Source organism: Streptomyces sp. NPDC045967 (assembly GCF_056430495.1).
On the sequence record NZ_JBWKLE010000006.1, the window covers coordinates 118,868 to 135,523 of the forward strand.

The window sequence follows — 16,656 nt, forward strand, 5'->3', positions numbered from 1 at the left end:
TCACCCCAGTTCCAGGCTGGTGACGCCGTAGACGCCGTCCCGTTCGATGGCCGGGGGCGCCCCCGTGTACATCCGGGCGGTCTCGAACACCGGGGCCAACCCGAGGCCGGCGAGCACCGGGGCGGCCCCCGGGTTCGCGTCCGGTACGTCCAGCGAGACCAGCCCGCCGGGAGCGTGGTCCGCGAGACCGCGCAGCAGGGCGGCCGCCACGTCGGGGCCCGCCGCGTAGAGCGGCCCGACACGGAAGGCGCCACCGGCCGGGCGGACCACGCCGAGGCCCGCGATCCGGCCGTCGCGGACGGCGGCCAGGGCCGTCCGGCCGGGCAGCGCGGTCCAGGCCGAGAGGAAGGCGTCGCGCGCCTCGGGGAAGAAACGGCGGTCGTAGGCGGCGAGTTCACCGAACGGCAGCGAGCCCGCGTCCACCAGCCGCACCTTCCGCTCACCCGCCACCCCGCCCAACGGGCTTCCTTCGTAACGGTGGTTGTTCCAGGCGTGGTGGAAGCCGGACCGGCGGTAGTTCCCCTGCTGCTGCACCACCCCGTCCAGGCCGATGAGGCGGCCTTCGAGCCGCTTCATCGCCGCCTCCCACAGCCGCAGGCCGTAGCCCTGTCCGCGGAAGGCGGGGCGGGTGATGTAGAGACCGATGAAGCCGAAACGGGCGCCGTAGCGGACCGCGGAGACACAGGCCACCGGCTCGCCGTCGAGCCGGCCGACGAGGAAGCCCTCCGGGTCGGCGACCGCGAAGGCGAACCGGTCGGAGTCCCCCGGGTTCCATCCCTCTTCGGCGGCCCAGACCCGGATCATCTCCATGTCCGCGGCGCTCGCGCCGGTGATCTCGAAACCTGTCATGCCGATGTTGTAGCAGTCCGGGCGGAGCGGGTGGCCCGGTTCGCCGAACCGGGCGTCAGCCCGCGCAGATCACGTCGTCGACCAGGATCGGCCGGGAGTCGAGGCGCACGTAGACGGTGAAGGTGTCGGTGCGTCCGGCGTCCCAGTGGGTGGTGATGGTCGACCACCCGACCTCGGCCGAATGGGCCACGGTGACCGGTCCGATCACGATGTCCGACGGCTCGTTCTGGGCGCAGAGCAGGACGTCGATGCCGGGGCTCTCCTTCTGGCGGTCCTTGAGCACCTGCGAGACCCGTGTCTCGCGGTGGTAGGGGGACGGGCCGTGGTGGCCGTAGAACTCGGCGAGGAAGCGGCCGATCACATCGGCGGAGTGCCGCTCCGGACCCGCGGAGACCACTACGGGCGAGGCGAGGGCGGGGGCGGACGACAGGGTCGCCGGCGCCAGCAGGGTCAGCAGCAGGGCGCCAAGGGTGTACGGCTTGAGCTTCATGCCGGGTTTGTACCCGCCCGTCGCGGCCGAGGGCAGGGGCGCGGCCCGGATCTCACCCCTGTGGAGGGCCCGAATGACCGCAGACGGCCGAGCGGGTGGCAGTGAAGCACCGGGCGTCTACGGGCGGCGCGGAAATGGGTCGCGGCGGCCCCGGGCGCCTCCGTAGGGTCGGATCATGGTGAAGCCGCTCGTCGCAGTGTTCAGTGGGGCCGGGATGTCCACCGATTCCGGGATTCCGGACTACCGGGGGCCGCAGGGGCTGTGGAGGCGCGAGCCCGACGCCGAGAAGCTGTTCACCTACGCGTACTACATGGCCGATCCGGAGATCCGGCGCCGGTCGTGGCTGATGCGCGCCGAGCTCGGCACCCTCGGGGCGCGGCCCAACGCCGCGCACCTGGCCGTGGCGGAGCTGGAGCGCGGAGGCACCCCGGTGCGGGTCATCACGCAGAACGTCGACGGGCTGCACCAGCTCGCCGGAATGCCCGCCCGCAAGGTGTTCGAGCTGCACGGCACGGCGCGGGCCGTGGTGTGCACGGCCTGCCGCGCCCGGTCCGGGATGGACGAGGCGCTGACCCGCGTCGCCGCCGGGGAGCCCGATCCCGCCTGCCTGGCGTGCGGCGGGATCCTCAAGGCGGCGACCGTGATGTTCGGCGAGCGGCTCGATCCGCAGGTCCTGGCCCAGGCGGTGGCCGTGGCCAAGGGCTGCCAGGTGTTCATCGCCGTCGGCTCCACCCTCCAGGTGCAGCCGGCGGCATCACTGGCCGGCATGGCGGCGGAGGCCGGGGCGCGGCTGATCATCGTGAACGCCGAGGAGACCCCGTACGACTCCCTCGCCGACGAGATCGTGCGCGAACCGATCGGCACCGCCCTGCCCGCTCTGCTGGCCCGGATCTCCGGCTAGCCGGAGAAGCCGTCGGCCGCCCGCCTCATCTCCGCCACGTCCAGCTTCTTCATCGTCATCATGGCGGCGGTGGCGCGGGCGGCCCGTTCCGGGTCGGGGTCGCTGATCAGATCGATCGCGCCCGGCGGGATGACCTGCCAGGACAGCCCGAACCGGTCCTTGACCCAGCCGCAGTTCGACTCCTGGCCGCCGTCCTTGGTCAGCTCGCCGTAGTAGTAGTCGGCCTCCGCCTCGTCGGCGCAGTGGATCTGGAAGGAGATCGCCTCGGAGAAGGTGAACGCCGGGCCTCCGTTGAGGCCGACGAACTTCTGCCCGTTGATCTCGAACTCGACGACCGTCACCGCGCCGGGCTCCCCGGGGCCCGCCTCCGTGTACCTGCCGATCCGGCCGATCCGGCCGTCCTTGAAGACGGACAGGTAGTAGTCGGCGGCGGCTTCCGCGTTGCCGTCGAACCACAGGCACGTGGTGAATCCCTTGCTGCTCATGGCTGTCTCCGTGTGAGTGCGTGCGGTGTGCGTGCGTCCTCACATGGAGACAGGCCCCGGGCCCGAAATTCATCGGTGGGTCCGGGGCCTGTCCGTGGTCGGGCGTCTCGTTCGCCCGTACGGCCTACCGGGCGGGGCCGGCGCCCCGCTCGAGCATCCGGTCGACGACGCGCTCGGTGGCGTGGCCGTCGTCCAGGTCGCAGAACTCCTCGCGGAACGCCGCCCGCGCCTGCGCGTACTGCGCGCCGAGGGCGTCCGCGTTCCGTACGGCCTCGATCAGGCTCGCCGAGTCCGCCAGCAGCGGGCCCGGGGCCTTCGCCTCCAGGTCGAAGTTGAAGCCGCGCAGGGTGCTCTTGTAGTGCGCGAGGTCGTAGGTGAAGAGCAGGATCGGCCGGTCGGTGTGCGCGAAGTCGAAGATCGCGGAGGAGTAGTCCGAGATCAGCACGTCGGCGACGAGCAGCAGGTCGGTGGCGTCGGGCCAGCGGGACACGTCGACGACGAAACCGTCGCGGACGCCCTCGCGGACCTGCTCCCCCACGTGGTGGTGGCCGCGGACAAGCAGCACGTGGTCCTCGCCCAGCTCGCGGCGGGCCTGCTCCAGGTCGATCCGCAGGTCGAGCTTGTAACCGCCGGACCAGCCCTCGCAGTTCTCCCGCCAGGTCGGCATGTACAGGACGACCTTCTTGCCCTCGGGCAGGCCGAGCCGGCGCCGTACCTCGGCGACGCGGTCCGCGTCGGTCCGTATCAGCGCGTCCGTGCGCGGGCTGCCGGCCTCGATGACCTCGCCGTCGTAGCCGAGGGCGCGCTTGAGGAGGGGCGTCGCGTACGAGCCGGGGGATGCGAGCAGGGTCCACTGGGCACTGTCGTGCGCCAGCCCCTCCAGGATCTCCGGGCTCGTGTAGTAGTCGTGCACGAAGTCGTGCCCGATCTGCTTGATCGGCGTGCCGTGCCAGGTCTGGACGACGACCTGCCCGGCGCGGCGCTCGAAGTGCTGCGGCACGCTGTCGTTCGTCACGAAGTAGCGGGCGCGGGCCATCAGCTCCCAGAACTCCACGCTGTCGTACTGCACGGCGCGGGCGGTCGCCGGGACCTCGGCGCGGCCGTCGCGGACCAGCCAGATGTGCTCGAGCTTCTCCCCGCGGCGCACCAGCTCCTCGTGGATGGCGCGCGGGGAGTCGCCGGCGCCGTTGCCCCGGAAGGTGTCGTAGACGACGACGTCCTTGACGGGCAGGGCGCGCTGCGCCGGGTAGGTCTCGAAGCGGGCGACGCGCTGGGCGTAGCGGGAGCGGTCGTGCGGGCTGAGCAGCGGGTCCGCGACCAGCACCATGCGGTCGTGGAAGCGGGTCTCGACCCGCATCCGGCGGCCCTGCACGGTGAGCGGGTGCGGTCCGGCGAAGAGCAGCTGGGGGCTCATTTGCACGGGGGCGCCGCGGTCCACGCCGAGCAGGCCCGCGGTCGTGCCGCCCTGGGCGGCCGGACGCAGGGTGGGCCACCAGCGGCCCTCGGGCAGCGTGGTGCGACCCCCGTACGCCTCGGGGAGCACGGGCGCGAAGGTGGTGTGGAAGGTCTCGCCCTCCCGCGTGACGGGGTAGCTGAACTCCGCGCCGTGCGCGTTGTGCAGGACGATCTCGTACGCCTCGTCGGTGGGGGCGGCGAACCGGCCGCGCAGGCTCACGGTGCCGTCCTTGGCCTCGACGGCGTCGATCAGCGGCGGCGAGGGCTGCACGGAGAGGGTGAGGTGCCCCGTGGTGCCGCGCTTGGCGAACAGGACGCGGTTCGCGTCCTCGCCGGGCAGGGGCAGGACCAGGCCGTTGAAGCCGCCGCGCTCGTCGTGGGCCAGCCGGTGCTCGGTGCCGTCGGCGGCGATCACGGCCAGGCTCCAGGGCTCGGGGGTCCACTCGCCGGGCTCGCACGGGGCGTCCGGTACGGCGGCCAGCTCGGCGAGCGGCACACGGGCGGTGAAGGGGGTGCGGCCGGACACGGCCGCGCCGCTCTCCAGCGGGAAGGTGCGGGTGGTCTCGGTGGAGATGTGGACGGCGCGCAGGACGGCGCCGGCGCCGATCGGGGCCGCGAGCTCGCCGATGATCTCGACGGCGTCGTCACCGGCGGGGCGCACGTCCAGGGCGCGGGCGCGGACGACCTCGACCTGGATGGTCAGGGAGCTCGTGACCGTCGGTATGACGCGGACGTCGGGGGCGACCCAGTGGGCGGGCGGGTTGTGGCCGGTGTCGTGCTCGCCGCCCCGCAGGCGGGCGCGGTGCAGGCCGCCTGCGCCGGTGACGGCGACGGAGGTGGTCCATATGCCCTCGTGCCACTTGCCGCCCGACTGGAAGATCGAGGGGTCGACGACCGCGGTGAAGCCGGCCCAGTCGGCGTGGCGCAGCGCGAGGTGCGGGGCCATGACGGTGGCCATGGGGGAGGCGACCGTGCGGGTGCCGACCACGGAGCGGCGGCGCTTGCCCCCCTCGCGGAAGATCAGCATCTTGCGGGAGCCGAGGCGGCTCTCCGCGCCGAGGTGGCCGGGCAGGGCGTAGCCGCGCAGGAGGAGCTTGCCGTCGGCCCAGGCCGCCTGCTCCAGCCGGCTGACGACGCGGCGCTCGCGCGGGCCGAGGGTGAGGATCTTGGCGGGGACCGGCGGGCGGCCCTGCAGGAACGGGTAGTCCGCCTGCGGCCGGGCGAGCCCCTTGACGGGCACGCTGTAGTGGTAGTCGCGCTGGTGGTTCTGGAGCGCGATGAAGTCCTCGACGCGGCCCTCGCTGGCCAGGAAGGCCTTCAGGCGGTCGGCGACGGTCAGCCCGGACCAGGGGGCGGTGCCGATCTCGCGGACGAGGCCGCCGACCTCCTTGACGAACGCGGCGCGGAAGTCGGCGCCGCCCTCCCCGACGTACTTGTAGATGAGCGGGAGCTCCTCGCTCAGCACGTTGTAGTCGTAGTCGCGCAGGTAGCGGACGTACTTGGCGCCCTGCTTGGCCTTGAGGGCCTCGCGGACCAGGCGGACGGACGTCACGCGGTCGATGAGGGAGACCGGGTCGGTGGAGCGCTGGGTGATGGACCGCTCGCCGGTTTCGCGGACCCGCCAGTGGTAGACGCAGTCGCTGAGGATGTCGACGCTGGTGGCGAAGTAGTGCGCCGGGATGCTGACCGGGGCGTCCTCGTAGAGGATGCCCTCCGGGTACTGGAAACCGTGCTCGTCCCAGAAGGTGCGCCGGTAGACCTTGTTCCACGCGGTGCGGTCGGTGACCAGCGCCGGGAACTTCGAGATGTGGGTCTTCAGCTGCGTCTTGGCGAAGGCAGCCCGGTGGCCCCAGGACTGGTTCATGCCGACGGAGCGGAAGCGCTTCACGTTGCCGCCGGCGAAGTCCGAGCCCGTCTCGTCGAGCGCTTCGATCATGCGCTGGTAGGCGTAGTCCGGCATGGTGTCGTCGCTGTCGACGAAGGCCAGGTACTCGCTCTCCGGGTGGATGTGGCGGGCGCCGGTGTTGCGGGCCGCGCCGAGTCCGGCGTTCTCCTGCATGACCACTCGGAAACGCTTGTCCCGCGCGGCGAACGCCTTGGCGATGACGGCGCTCGTGTCCGTGGACCCGTCATCCACGAGGATGACCTCGAAGTCCTCGAAGGTCTGAGCGGCGATGGATTCCAGGCACTCGTCGAGGTAGAGCTCGACGTTGTAGACGGGGACGACGATGCTCAGGCGCGGGGGCATGGGTGGCGGGTTCTCCAGCGTTTTGGTGCTTTATCGATGATCAGCTACTCACAGCATCTTACTAGGTGACGGAATCACGAACTCCTCCGATAGCGGGCATACCACGGCTCATCGCCGGGGCGGACGGCAAAGAATTCAACCGCCCGCCACCTCGACGACGCGCGGCCGCGCGGCCGGGAGGACCCCTCCGGTCAGATCTCCAGCTCCGCCTCGATCCTGCTCAGCTGGTGGCGGGCCATCGCGAGGTTGGCCCGCCCCCGGTCGAGGGCGAGGTAGAGGAAGAAGCCCGAGGAGCCCCTGCCCTTCAAGAGGCGGATCAGGTGGTACTGGTTCCCCAAAGTGATGAGGATGTCCTCGATCTCGTCCTTGAGGCCCAGCATCTCCATCGTGCGGACCTTGGCCCGGACCACGTCGGTGTTGCCCGCGGCGGCGACCCCGAGGTCCAGGTCCTTGCCGCCGCCGACGGTACCGAGGGCCATTCCGCTGCCGTAGTCGACCAGGGCGGCACCGAGCGCACCGTCGATGGTGGTGGTGGCGTCCTTGAGCGTGGTCTCGACGTTTGCCATGACTGTTTCCTCTTTCTCGTTCCTTGCGGGGAGTTGCGGGATCGGTCCGCTGCCGGCCGGCACGGGGTTCAGGCGGGAAGGGCGGGCGGTGAGGGCGGGACCGGGGGCAGGGGCGGGGCGGGGAGCGGGCCGCCGCCGCGCCGGCCGAGCGTGTGGTCGATGAGTTCGGCGATGCGCACGCTGGAGCGCCGGGCCTCGAGGTGCAGGCGCCCGACGTTGACGCGCGTCTCCGCGGTGAGGGTGAGGACGGCCGCCTCGCCTGCCGCATAGGTGGCGACGTAGCCGTGCTCCCCGCGCACCAGCAGTTCGCGGAATCCGCCCTGGCCGGTGCTGTCGCTCAGCCGCTGGGCGACACCGAGGGCGGCCGCCGTCAGCGCGGCGACGGTCTCCCCCTCGGCGGCGGCACTGTCCTGGGCGAGCACGAGGCCGTCGGCGCTGGCGGCGAGGGCGCCGGTCAGCTGGGGCACGCGGGCCCGCAGCCTGCGGAGCTCGGCGAGTATCTCTGCCTCCGCCTCGGGCGGCACCGTGCTCATGTCTGCCTTTCTCCCTTCGGACTGCCTCCGCTCGGAGCGGTCGGCTCGCAGGGCCGGTCGCAGCGGGAGCCTCACAGGCTTGCCTCCAGTGCGTCGCGTAACCGGCGGAGCAGCGCCACGTCCGGGGATTGGGCCTGGGTCATCCAGTCGGGCAGGGGTGCCGCGACCGGTGGCGGCGGGGTGTGCGGCGTCTCGACGAGTCCGGCCGCCGCGAGGCGCCGTACGTCGAGCAGGGTGTGGAAGGCCGGTCGGCCCAGGACCCAGGCGAGGTCGGCCGGGGTGCGGATGCCGTCCGCCTGGTGCAGCAGTGTCCGCTGCCGGGGCGTGATGGTCTGGCCGGGTGCCGCGGCCCGCGGCACCACCGGGGAGGTGTCCAGCAGCGGATAGGGCCAGACCGCGTCGAGGAGTTCCCTGCGGCGCCGGGTCTCGCGCTCCACGGCGGCGGCCGGAACGGACCGGACGGAGCCGATCCAGTGGGTGGCGCCGCGGCGGAAGCGGGAGGGCCCGCTGCCCGGGGAGAGGGCGAAGAAGGCGGCGTCGAAGATGGCGGCCAGGTGGCAGATCTCCAGTTCCCCGCCGGCGAGGCCCCCGCTGTCGACGAGGAACCGGGCGACCTGGCGGCGGGCTCCGGCCCGGTCCACGGCCTCCCGCCAGCGCTCGGGGGCGAGGCCGCCTCCGGTGGTGAGCAGGACGTCCAGGCCCGGGGTGGCCGGGCTCTCGGCGTGGACGACGCGTCCGTTCTCCAGGAAGAGGGTGCCCCGGTCGCGTAAGAGGGCGCCGGTGGCGCGCTCGGCGGCGAGCCGGGTGAGCAGGGGGGAGACGGCGACGGAGACCGCGGGGGCCGGGGCGGTCATCTCAGCACCAGCCCCTCCGCCAGGGAGCGGAGTCTGTGGCGCGCGAGGGCGAGGTTGCCGTCGGTCCGGTCCAGCCACAGGTGCAGGAAGACGCTGCTGTCGAAGCTCGTCTCGACGAAGCGCAGCACGTGGTAGCCGGTGCGAGTGGTGACGATCAGGTCCTCGACGGGCTGTCCGGTGGCGTCGCCGGGTATGACCCCGCCGGGCGCGGGGTCCGCGGCGGCGAAGGATTCGTACTCGGCGGCCGCCCGGGCCAGCTCGGCGGTCTCGGCGGCGGTGGTCTCGTGGTCGCCCACGGGCGAGTCCCCCGCTGTGCCGAGGGCCAGTCCGCTGCTCCAGTCGACCAGCGCGGCCCCCCGCGCACCAGGCAGGGCCATGGCTTCGAGCAGGCATTCGTCGATCCCGGGCACGCGGGCTCCCCTCCCGGCCGGACGTGCGGAGTGCACGGTCGTACGGCGCGACAGGAGGGAACTTACTCAAGTTCCGGAGGCTGAAAGGGCGTTCTGGCATTTTCCGCTGGAACATGCGCCGAACCCCGCGAGAGCTTGGCCGGAACCGCTCGACTTCTGATCACGAAGCGAGCGGGAGGTCGTCCGCCAGCCGGAACGACCCGCCCTCGCGCAGGACGTACCCCTCGTGGCTGAGGGTGCGCAGCAGGTGGTAGACGGTGGGCAGGGGGATCCCGGTGAGTCTGGCGAGGCGCTTGGCCGTCACCCCGCCTTCCGCGTACATCGCCTCGAGGAGGCGCAGCGCGCGCTGGACGGAACCGATCAGGGTGGGCGTGGTGTCCTTCGGGCCGTGGGCCTGGGCTTGGGTCCGGGTCCCGATCTGGGTCTGGGTCTGTGTCTGGGTCTCGATCTGGGTCTGGGTCTGGGTCTGGCTGTGCTGCTGGCTGTGGTCGGCGCCCATGAGTGGTCCCCCTGCTCCGGTGCGAAACCTGGCAGAGCCATCAAAGTCCTTCACCAGCCGCAAAACCAGCGGACTCGCGTAAACCTGAGCATAAGATCACCGGACCTCGGCCCAGTCCTCGAAGCGCCAGGGCCTGTCCACCGCGAGGGCGTGCGCGGTCGCGGAGACCGTGAGGCCGCTCTCGCGCGGGGTGCCCCGTTCGAACGCGAGGACCAGGGATCCGTCGGGCGCGGTCCGCGCCGAGTCGACGGTGCACAGGGTGAGTTCGCCGAGCAGGGCCAGGGGGTGGGTGGGCAGCGTACTGCCCGGGGAGGGATCCGCCCGTACGTCGCCCTCCGGGCCGTAGCCGACCCGTACCCAGCCGAAGAGCGGCTGTTCGAGGCGCCAGGGGGCATCGATGTGGAGCCTGGTCTCCCGGCGCGCCGAGGCGGCGAGGAAGGTGAGCACGTAGCTGGACCGGCGTTCGCCGACCTCGATCACCTGGGCGTCCCCGAGCTCGTCGGGCGTGGCGGCGGGCCCGGCCGGGCGCGGCGCGGCGCCGCTCCCGAAGCAGTACGGGTCCAGGCAGTCGGGCACCGGTTCCCGTAGGGGCCCGTGCTCCGGGGTGAGGGCGTCGAGCCCGGCCCACAGGGCGGGCACGGCATGGCGCAGGACCAGGGCGAGGACGTCGTCGGCGGCCCGGTCGGCGCTGCGCGCGTCGGTGATGGTCCACCAGTGGTCGTGCGGGTGGCCGAGGAGCCGGCCGATCCGCGTGTGCCATCCGACGGGCCCGACGCGATTGGCCGAAATCCTGCTGCCGAGGGCCGGGCGCCGCAGCCGCATCGCCTCGTGGTCCCGGTGGGGGACGGCCCGCAGGTTGACCGTGAACCTGCACCGCTCCTGCCCGTCCCCGTCGCCGGCGCTGCGCTGGAACCCGATCAGCGCGTGGTCGGGCGCGGCCTCCCGCAGCCGGTACTCGAGCCCGGCCCCGGTGAACCCGGCGTCGCGCAGGGCGGGCGCGATCTTCCGGCGCAGCGTCTGGTGGAACAGGTCGGTGGCATTCACCCCGCCAGTTTCACAAACCCCCCGGGCCCGGGCAAAAACCCATCCGCCCGGGTCGGCGGCGGCTTCTAGGATCTGCGGCATGGCAACTCGACTCGTGCAGATCAACATGAAGGCCCAAGACGACTCCGCGCTCGGCCGGTTCTGGGCGGAGGCACTCGGCTGGGGTATCGACAGCGAGGGACCCGGCGTGACCAACCTCGAACCCGTGGGTTTCGCCTACCCCGACCCGGCGGCCGTGTGCATCGACATCATCAGCCGCCCGGAACCCAAAACGGTCAAGAACCGGGTGCACCTCGATCTGGCCACCACCTCGGCCGCGCATCAGGCGGAGTTGGTCGCGCGCCTCGGGGATCTCGGCGCGACGCTCGCCGACGTGGGTCAGGGGGACGTCCCGTGGACGGTCATGGCCGACCCGGAGGGCAACGAGTTCTGCGTCCTGGAGCCCCGCCCGGTCTACCGGGACACCGGGCCGATCGCCGCGGTGGTGGTCGACTGCGCCGACCCACGGGGGATGGCCCGCTTCTGGGACCAGGCGATGGACTGGACGCTGCACGAGGTCACCGACGACCACGCGACCCTGCGCTCCGCCCAAGGCGTGGGCCCCTACCTGGAGTTCCTCCGCACCCCCGACCCCAAGACCGGGTGGAACCGCGTCCACCTCGATGTCCGCCCCTACCCCGGTGACGACATGGCCGCGGAGGCGGCCCGACTCCGCGCCCTCGGCGCCGGCGACCCCGGTATCGACCAGTCCGCCATCTCCTGGACGGTTCTGACCGACCCGGAAGGCAACGAGTTCTGCCTCCTCACCCCTCGCTGACCGGGATGGTCGCCTCCTCCTTCAGGAGGCGCTCGGCCATCGTCTCGATGAGGCCCTCCACCGGATGGTCGTCCAGGAGGGTGGGCGCGGTCAGGTCGTCCACCATGAGGCCCAGCATCGCGAGGTAGAGCAACACCACTCCCCTGCGGTCGCCGGGCAGCCCCGACTCCAGGTGCCAGGCGACGTTCTCCTCCAGTTCCGCGCCCAGGAACCCGGCCAGCTCGGCCTGGAGTTCGGGCCGGCGGGTGGCCTCCAGGCGCAGTTCGAGCATGGCGATGTGGACGCTGCGCTCGCGGCGCATGCGGTCCAGCAACCCGCCGAGCAGCACCTTGGCCTCCAGCGGACCGGTCAGGTCCGCCGGGTCGGGCACCAGCCGTTCGCGCGTGCGGTGCAGGATCTGCACGAGCAACTGGGCGCGGTTGGCGAAGTAGTTCGAGGTGGTTCCGGTGGGCACGGCCGCCTCCGCGTCCACCGCGCGCAGCGTCAGGCCCCGCGAGCCCTCGCGGGCGAGGACTTCGATGGCCGCGTCGAGCAGCGCGGCGCGGCGCTGCGGGTTCTGGCGCATGGGCAGGTCCCTGGTCGGGGGCGGGGGTCGGGTGAGCACTGCGCGCGCAGTGCTTCGCACAAGGTAGCGGATGGCTCGGTCCGGGCCCTCCCCACCGCGCCCCGCCCCGTGTCAGGCTGGCCCGTCATGGAGCGGATCATCGAGGAGATACGCGAGGACCTGGACCGGCGCCTGGCCGTGGCGGCGGACCGGCTCGCCGACCGGACGCTGGCCGAGGACCCCGCGTACGCCGCCCTGCTCGGCCGTGCCGAGCTGCGCGAGCGGATCCACCACGGTCTGGGCCGGGCCGTCGAGAGCCTGGTCCGCACGTCCCGCGGCCTGCCGGTGGAGCTCGACGAGGCCCGGTCCGCGGGCGCGCTGCTGGCCGAACGGGGGCTGCCGCTCGGCTTGTTGCTGCGCACCTACCGCGGTGGCGGCCGGCTGCTCTGGACGGCGCTGACCGAGGCCGTGGCCGCGCACGACCGCTCGGCGCTGCCCCGCCTGCTGCCGGGTGCGAGCGTGCTGTGGGACGTACTGGATCAGATGACCGACGCTGTGTCCGACTCCTACCGGCGCACGGAGGCGTCTCGAGCGGATCGCGACCGGGAGCGCCGGGCGGCCCTCCTGGATGCGCTCCTCGAAGGGCCGCCGGCATCCGGCGGGCCTTCGGCAGCGGAGGCGGCGGCGCAACTGGGACTGCCCGCGCGCGGGCGCTTCGCCGTGTTCGTGGTGGCCGCCGGCGGCTCCCCCGGGGCGGCGCGGGCAGCCGCGGACAAGCCCGTCGCCGGCGCGCCCCGCGTGCTGTGGCGGATCCGCGCCGGTGGTGAGACGGGCCTGGTGGAGCTGGGCCACCACCCGCTGGAAGCCGTACGGGACCTGCTCGCGCCGCTCGGGGTCCGCGCGGGCGTCAGCCCGGTCGTGGAGGCCCCCGCCGACCTGGTCCGGGCGTACCGGCTGGCCGCGCTCGCCCTGCGGACCGCCCCCGAGTCGGGCGGTCCGCGCACCGCCCTGCTGGACGAGGGGCTGCCGGCGGCGCTGGTCGCCGCCCAGGCCGAACTCGCCGGACGGCTGCGGACGGTGGTGCTCGGTCCGGTGCTGGCGCTGCCTGTGGAGGACCGCCGGTTGCTGCTGACCACCCTGGGCACCTGGCTGGCCTGCCAGGGCTCGACGTCGCACGCCGCGCAGCGGTTGTACTGCCACCGCAACACCGTCTCGAACCGGCTGCGGCGCCTGGAGCAGCTCACCGGCCGCTCGCTGGCGGACCCCCGGCACGTGGTGGAACTGGCGCTGGCGCACGCGGCGGTGGCCCAGCGGGCCGCCACCGCTACGGCGCCGGCGGGGTCTTCGCGGACTCCAGCAGGTACGGCACGTCGATCACCGCGACCCCCGGGGTGAACAGCAGCCTCGCCTTCAGGCGCAGCGCGTTCTGGTTGTGCAGGGGTTGCTCCCACCAGTGGCCGACCACGTACTCCGGGATCACCACCGAGAGCATGTCCGTCGCGCTGTCGGCCGCCAGTTCCTCGATGTGGGCCAGGATCGGGCCCACCACCTCGCGGTACGGGGAGTGCAGGATCTTCAGCGGCAGGTCGGGGGCGTGCCCGGCCCACTCCTCGCGCAGCCGGGCCGCCTCCGCCCCGTCCGCGGCGACGCTGACGGCGGTGAGGGTGTCGGGGCGCAGGCCCTGCGCGTAGCCGAGGGCCTTCAGGGTGGGGGCGTGCACGGAGGCGACCAGCACCAGGACGTGGTGGCGGGCGGGTTTGCGCGGCTTCGCACCGGGGCTGACCGCGACCTGCCGGGCGACCTGGTCGTAGTGGCGGCGCACGCCCTTCATGCCGAGGAACAGCAGCGGCATGGCGATGACGACGAGCCAGGCGCCGTGGGTGAACTTGGTGACCAGGACGACGACGAGGACCAGGGCGGTCAGGCAGGCGCCGACCGCGTTGATGGCGAGCCGTCGGTGGATAGGCACCCGCTCCTCGCGCGGGATGGCGGGTGAGGCCAGCTCCCGCCGCCAGTGCCGGACCATGCCCGCCTGGGAGAGGGTGAAGGAGACGAAGACGCCGATGATGTAGAGCTGGATGAGGCGGGTCAGTTCGGCGTCGAACGCGACGATCAGGGCGATGGCGGCGAGCGCGAGGAGCACGACGCCGTTGGAGTACACGAGCCGGTCGCCGCGGTTGAAGAGCTGACGGGGTGCGTATCGGTCCCTGGCCAGGATCGAGGCGAGCATCGGGAAGCCGTTGAAGGCGGTGTTCGCGGCGAGGACCAGCACGCCCGCGGTGACGGCCTGGAGCAGGTAGAAGAGGAAGTGCCAGCTCCCGAAGGTGGCGCGGCCGATCTGGGCGAGGGCCGTGGAGGTGGGCGTGCCCGGCGGCAGGCCCAGCTCGGTGGGGTCGGCCGCGACGTGCACCTGGTAGGTCATGGCGAGCGCGGTGATGCCCATGAACATGGTCACCGAGAGCCCGCCCATCACGGCGAGGGTGGTCGCCGCGTTCTTCGCCTTGGGCTTCCGGAAGGCGGGGACGCCGTTGCTGATGGCCTCGACCCCGGTGAGGGCGGTACAGCCGGAGGCGAAGGCGCGCAGGGCGAGGAGCACCACGGCGAGGCCGGTGTAGGTGCCCGCCTCGGTGATGGGCAGGTGCGCGGACTCGGCGCGGATCGTGTCGCCGGTGGCGAGCCGGACGGCGGCGCAGGCGAACATGACGTAGATGACGAGGACGAAGCCGTAGGTGGGGACGGCGAAGACCCGGCCCGACTCGCGTACGCCCCGCAGGTTCATCAGCGTCAGCAGCACCACGAAACCCACCGACAGGCCGACCTCGTGGTCGTCCAGGGCGGGGACGGCGGAAGTGATCGCGGCGACACCGGAGACCACGGAGACGGCCACGGTCATCACGTAGTCCACCAGCAGGGCGCTGGCGGCGGTCAGGGCGGCGGTGGGTCCGAGGTTCTCGGAGCTGACGACGTACGCCCCGCTGCCGCCCGGGTAGGCGTGGCAGGTCTGCCGGTAGGAGGCGACCACGACGACGAGCAGGAAGACGATGGCCGCGGCGGCGTACCAGGTGAGGTGCAGCAGCGCGACGCCGCCGAGGGCGAGGATCAGCAGGATCTCCTCGGTGGCGTAGGCCACGGAGGAGAGCGGGTCGCTGCAGAAGATCGGCAGGGCGAGCCGTTTGGGGAGCAGGGTCTCGCCCATCCGGGCGGTGTCGAGGGGTTCACCGACCAGTGCGCGTTTCAGATGGATACGCCTCATGGGGGCATGATCGAGCACCCTTTGCGCAATGCGTCCGTTTTGGCCGAGGTGTCACCCGGCGAGCTCCTCCGCCCGGTACGCCAGCCACAGGTCGTGCCGGGCGCTCGGGGACTGCAGCAGGGAGCGCTCGAGCAGCGCCTCGATGCGGGCGAGCCGCTTGCGGGCGCCGGGGACGGAGACCCCGAGGGCCGCGGCGGCCGGGGCGAGCCGGGCGTCGTGGGCGAGCCAGGTGCGCAGGGTGGCGCGGGCGCCCGCGGGCGCGTCGGGTCCGGTCAGCGGGGCCAGGTGGGCGCGGGCCCAGGCCGTCAGGCGCGGATCGCGGAGCACCGCGTCGAGGTCGGGCGCGACCTGCGGAACGGCCGTCGCTTCCCCCTGCCCGGACGGCCCCGGGGTCAGCCGCAGGGCCAGCGAGAGGGCCGCCTGGTCGCCGATGCGCGCCAGGTCCAGGCCGAGCAGGGTCTCGACCAGGCGGATCCGGGCGGCCAGGGTGTTGCGATGGATCTTCAGCAGCCGGGTGGCGTGCGAGGAGAAGTTCAGCCACGCGTGTGCGGTGGTCCGCAGTTCCGGCCCGCCGGGGTCCTGGGGGCGCCGCGGCCGGTGGGCGGAGAGGGGTGCGAGCAGCGCCCCGGCCCAGTCGGCCCCGGCGCCGTGGGCGGCGAGCGCCAGCTCCGGGCCCGGCCCGAACCGGGCGTGCCGCTCGCCCCGGCCGCGGGCGACGGCCAGGGCGTGGAACGCCTGGGTGTAGGCCGCCGGAGCCTCGCGCAGGCACGTCCGCCCGCTGACCCCGGCCGCGCAGTCCGGGGCCGCCTCCACCAGGGCGACCGCCAGGGGGTCGTGGTCGGGGCCGGCGGCCGCCAGGTCCGCCGGGACGAGCGCGATGAGGTGGCGCACGTAGACGGGGCAGCGCACGATCCAGGCCCGGCCGGCCGTCAGTTCCTCCAGCCGCCGGATCACTTCGCCGCGAGCACCGGTCCGGCACTCCACGACGTACATCCGCATCGGCTCGGGCAGCGAAGGGCCCAGCGCCCCGGCCACCTGGCGGGCGGCGGAGAGCCGGCCGTTCATCAGCAGGTGCAGCACCGCCTCGCGGGCCCGAGCCTCGGCGAGCGCGGCCCGCGCCTCACGCCGCTCGGCCTCCTCCGCGCGCAGGACCATCTCCAGCGGCACGGCGGCGTCCGCGAGCAGCGTGGTCGCCTGCGGGGCGTGCGACCGGTCCAGTACGGCGGCCAGCGCGCGCCCGCCGTCGAGCGCGAACAGCAGCGTGGCGGTGCCCTCGCCGTGCAGGACGGCCGACCGGACGCCGCGGGCGTTCATCTCGGCGATCCCCCGCAGCGCGGACTCCGGCCCGCGCCCGCGCCCGGCGTCCACCACGCCGGCCCATCCACCCAGGCGGGCGGCGAGCCACTCGAGCAGCGCGGCGGACCCTCCCGTGCGGGCGAGCCGGTGGAGCCTGAGCACGTCGTCGGACCGGGACACCGCGGCATTGAACCATCCGCCGCACACTGTGCGCTGTGATACCGGTCTCCCGCCGTCACTGGGCGGAGCGAACCCCGTAAGCGGCCCCCGGGCCGCATAGGTTGAGCCATGAGCGGCCGGATCCCGGCATGCGCGGGGGAGACTCCGGGGTCCGCCGCCGCTCACCCGCGGCCCGGCCGCGCCGCATCGTCCTCGGCGGTTGCGGGCGTACGAAGGTCATCCGTTCGGGGGT

The 16,656-nt window shown here is 73.2% G+C and carries 16 protein-coding genes; 3 read left to right on the forward strand and 13 right to left on the reverse strand.

All coding sequences use genetic code 11. The features are described from left to right. Positions 1-849, reverse strand: coding sequence for a GNAT family N-acetyltransferase (locus AC07FY_RS15240; protein ID WP_479005759.1), 849 nt, complete (start codon positions 847-849; stop codon positions 1-3). 55 nt (positions 850-904) lie between these two features. After that, on the reverse strand, positions 905-1,339 hold the full coding sequence (locus tag AC07FY_RS15245; protein ID WP_479005762.1) for a hypothetical protein: 435 nt from the start codon (positions 1,337-1,339) through the stop codon (positions 905-907). A 175-nt stretch (positions 1,340-1,514) separates the two neighbouring features. Between AC07FY_RS15245 and AC07FY_RS15250 the strand changes: the two genes are divergently transcribed. Further along, positions 1,515-2,240: an SIR2 family NAD-dependent protein deacylase gene (locus AC07FY_RS15250; RefSeq protein WP_479005764.1), complete on the forward strand. Its 726-nt coding sequence runs from the start codon at positions 1,515-1,517 to the stop codon at positions 2,238-2,240. Here AC07FY_RS15250 and AC07FY_RS15255 read toward each other — a convergent pair. From AC07FY_RS15255 to AC07FY_RS15290, 8 genes are all read right to left on the reverse strand, one after another. Beyond that, complete coding sequence (locus AC07FY_RS15255; protein WP_479005767.1) at positions 2,237-2,725, reverse strand: VOC family protein; 489 nt, start codon at positions 2,723-2,725, stop codon at positions 2,237-2,239. The genes AC07FY_RS15250 and AC07FY_RS15255 overlap by 4 nt on opposite strands. Positions 2,726-2,849: 124 nt before the next feature. After that, positions 2,850-6,428 (reverse strand): bifunctional glycosyltransferase/CDP-glycerol:glycerophosphate glycerophosphotransferase, encoded by a 3,579-nt coding sequence (locus AC07FY_RS15260; RefSeq protein WP_479005770.1) that lies wholly within the window; start codon positions 6,426-6,428, stop codon positions 2,850-2,852. A 191-nt stretch (positions 6,429-6,619) separates the two neighbouring features. Continuing rightward, complete coding sequence (locus tag AC07FY_RS15265) at positions 6,620-6,994, reverse strand: hypothetical protein (protein WP_479005772.1); 375 nt, start codon at positions 6,992-6,994, stop codon at positions 6,620-6,622. Positions 6,995-7,062: 68 nt separating this feature from the next. Then, complete coding sequence (locus AC07FY_RS15270; protein WP_479005775.1) at positions 7,063-7,527, reverse strand: roadblock/LC7 domain-containing protein; 465 nt, start codon at positions 7,525-7,527, stop codon at positions 7,063-7,065. A gap of 71 nt (positions 7,528-7,598) precedes the next feature. Next, positions 7,599-8,381 carry a transcriptional regulator gene (locus AC07FY_RS15275; protein ID WP_479005778.1) on the reverse strand — a complete coding sequence of 261 codons (783 nt, stop codon included), beginning with the start codon at positions 8,379-8,381 and terminating at the stop codon, positions 7,599-7,601. Then, complete coding sequence (locus AC07FY_RS15280; protein ID WP_479005781.1) at positions 8,378-8,791, reverse strand: hypothetical protein; 414 nt, start codon at positions 8,789-8,791, stop codon at positions 8,378-8,380. The genes AC07FY_RS15275 and AC07FY_RS15280 overlap by 4 nt, the downstream gene beginning before the upstream one ends. Positions 8,792-8,951: 160 nt before the next feature. Next, positions 8,952-9,290, reverse strand: coding sequence for a helix-turn-helix domain-containing protein (locus AC07FY_RS15285; RefSeq protein WP_479005784.1), 339 nt, complete (start codon positions 9,288-9,290; stop codon positions 8,952-8,954). 96 nt (positions 9,291-9,386) lie between these two features. Beyond that, complete coding sequence (locus AC07FY_RS15290) at positions 9,387-10,334, reverse strand: DUF4304 domain-containing protein (RefSeq protein ID WP_479005787.1); 948 nt, start codon at positions 10,332-10,334, stop codon at positions 9,387-9,389. Positions 10,335-10,413: 79 nt separating this feature from the next. Between AC07FY_RS15290 and AC07FY_RS15295 the strand changes: the two genes are divergently transcribed. Then, positions 10,414-11,151 carry a VOC family protein gene (locus AC07FY_RS15295; RefSeq protein ID WP_479005789.1) on the forward strand — a complete coding sequence of 246 codons (738 nt, stop codon included), beginning with the start codon at positions 10,414-10,416 and terminating at the stop codon, positions 11,149-11,151. Here the strand turns inward: AC07FY_RS15295 and AC07FY_RS15300 are convergent. After that, the gene (locus tag AC07FY_RS15300; RefSeq protein ID WP_479005792.1) at positions 11,138-11,716 is read right to left on the reverse strand and encodes a TetR/AcrR family transcriptional regulator; all 579 of its coding nucleotides are present in this window, start codon (positions 11,714-11,716) and stop codon (positions 11,138-11,140) included. The two genes, AC07FY_RS15295 and AC07FY_RS15300, sit on opposite strands and share 14 nt — an antisense overlap. A gap of 126 nt (positions 11,717-11,842) precedes the next feature. Between AC07FY_RS15300 and AC07FY_RS15305 the strand changes: the two genes are divergently transcribed. Beyond that, positions 11,843-13,090 (forward strand): PucR family transcriptional regulator, encoded by a 1,248-nt coding sequence (locus tag AC07FY_RS15305; protein WP_479005795.1) that lies wholly within the window; start codon positions 11,843-11,845, stop codon positions 13,088-13,090. On the opposite strand, the gene AC07FY_RS15310 is transcribed toward AC07FY_RS15305, so the two are convergent. After that, complete coding sequence (locus tag AC07FY_RS15310) at positions 13,020-14,948, reverse strand: APC family permease (protein ID WP_479005798.1); 1,929 nt, start codon at positions 14,946-14,948, stop codon at positions 13,020-13,022. The two genes, AC07FY_RS15305 and AC07FY_RS15310, sit on opposite strands and share 71 nt — an antisense overlap. Before the next feature lie 51 nt (positions 14,949-14,999). Then, a complete protein-coding gene (locus tag AC07FY_RS15315) occupies positions 15,000-16,424 on the reverse strand; it encodes a helix-turn-helix domain-containing protein (RefSeq protein ID WP_479005801.1) in 1,425 nt (474 codons plus the stop codon). Positions 16,425-16,656 lie beyond the last annotated feature (232 nt).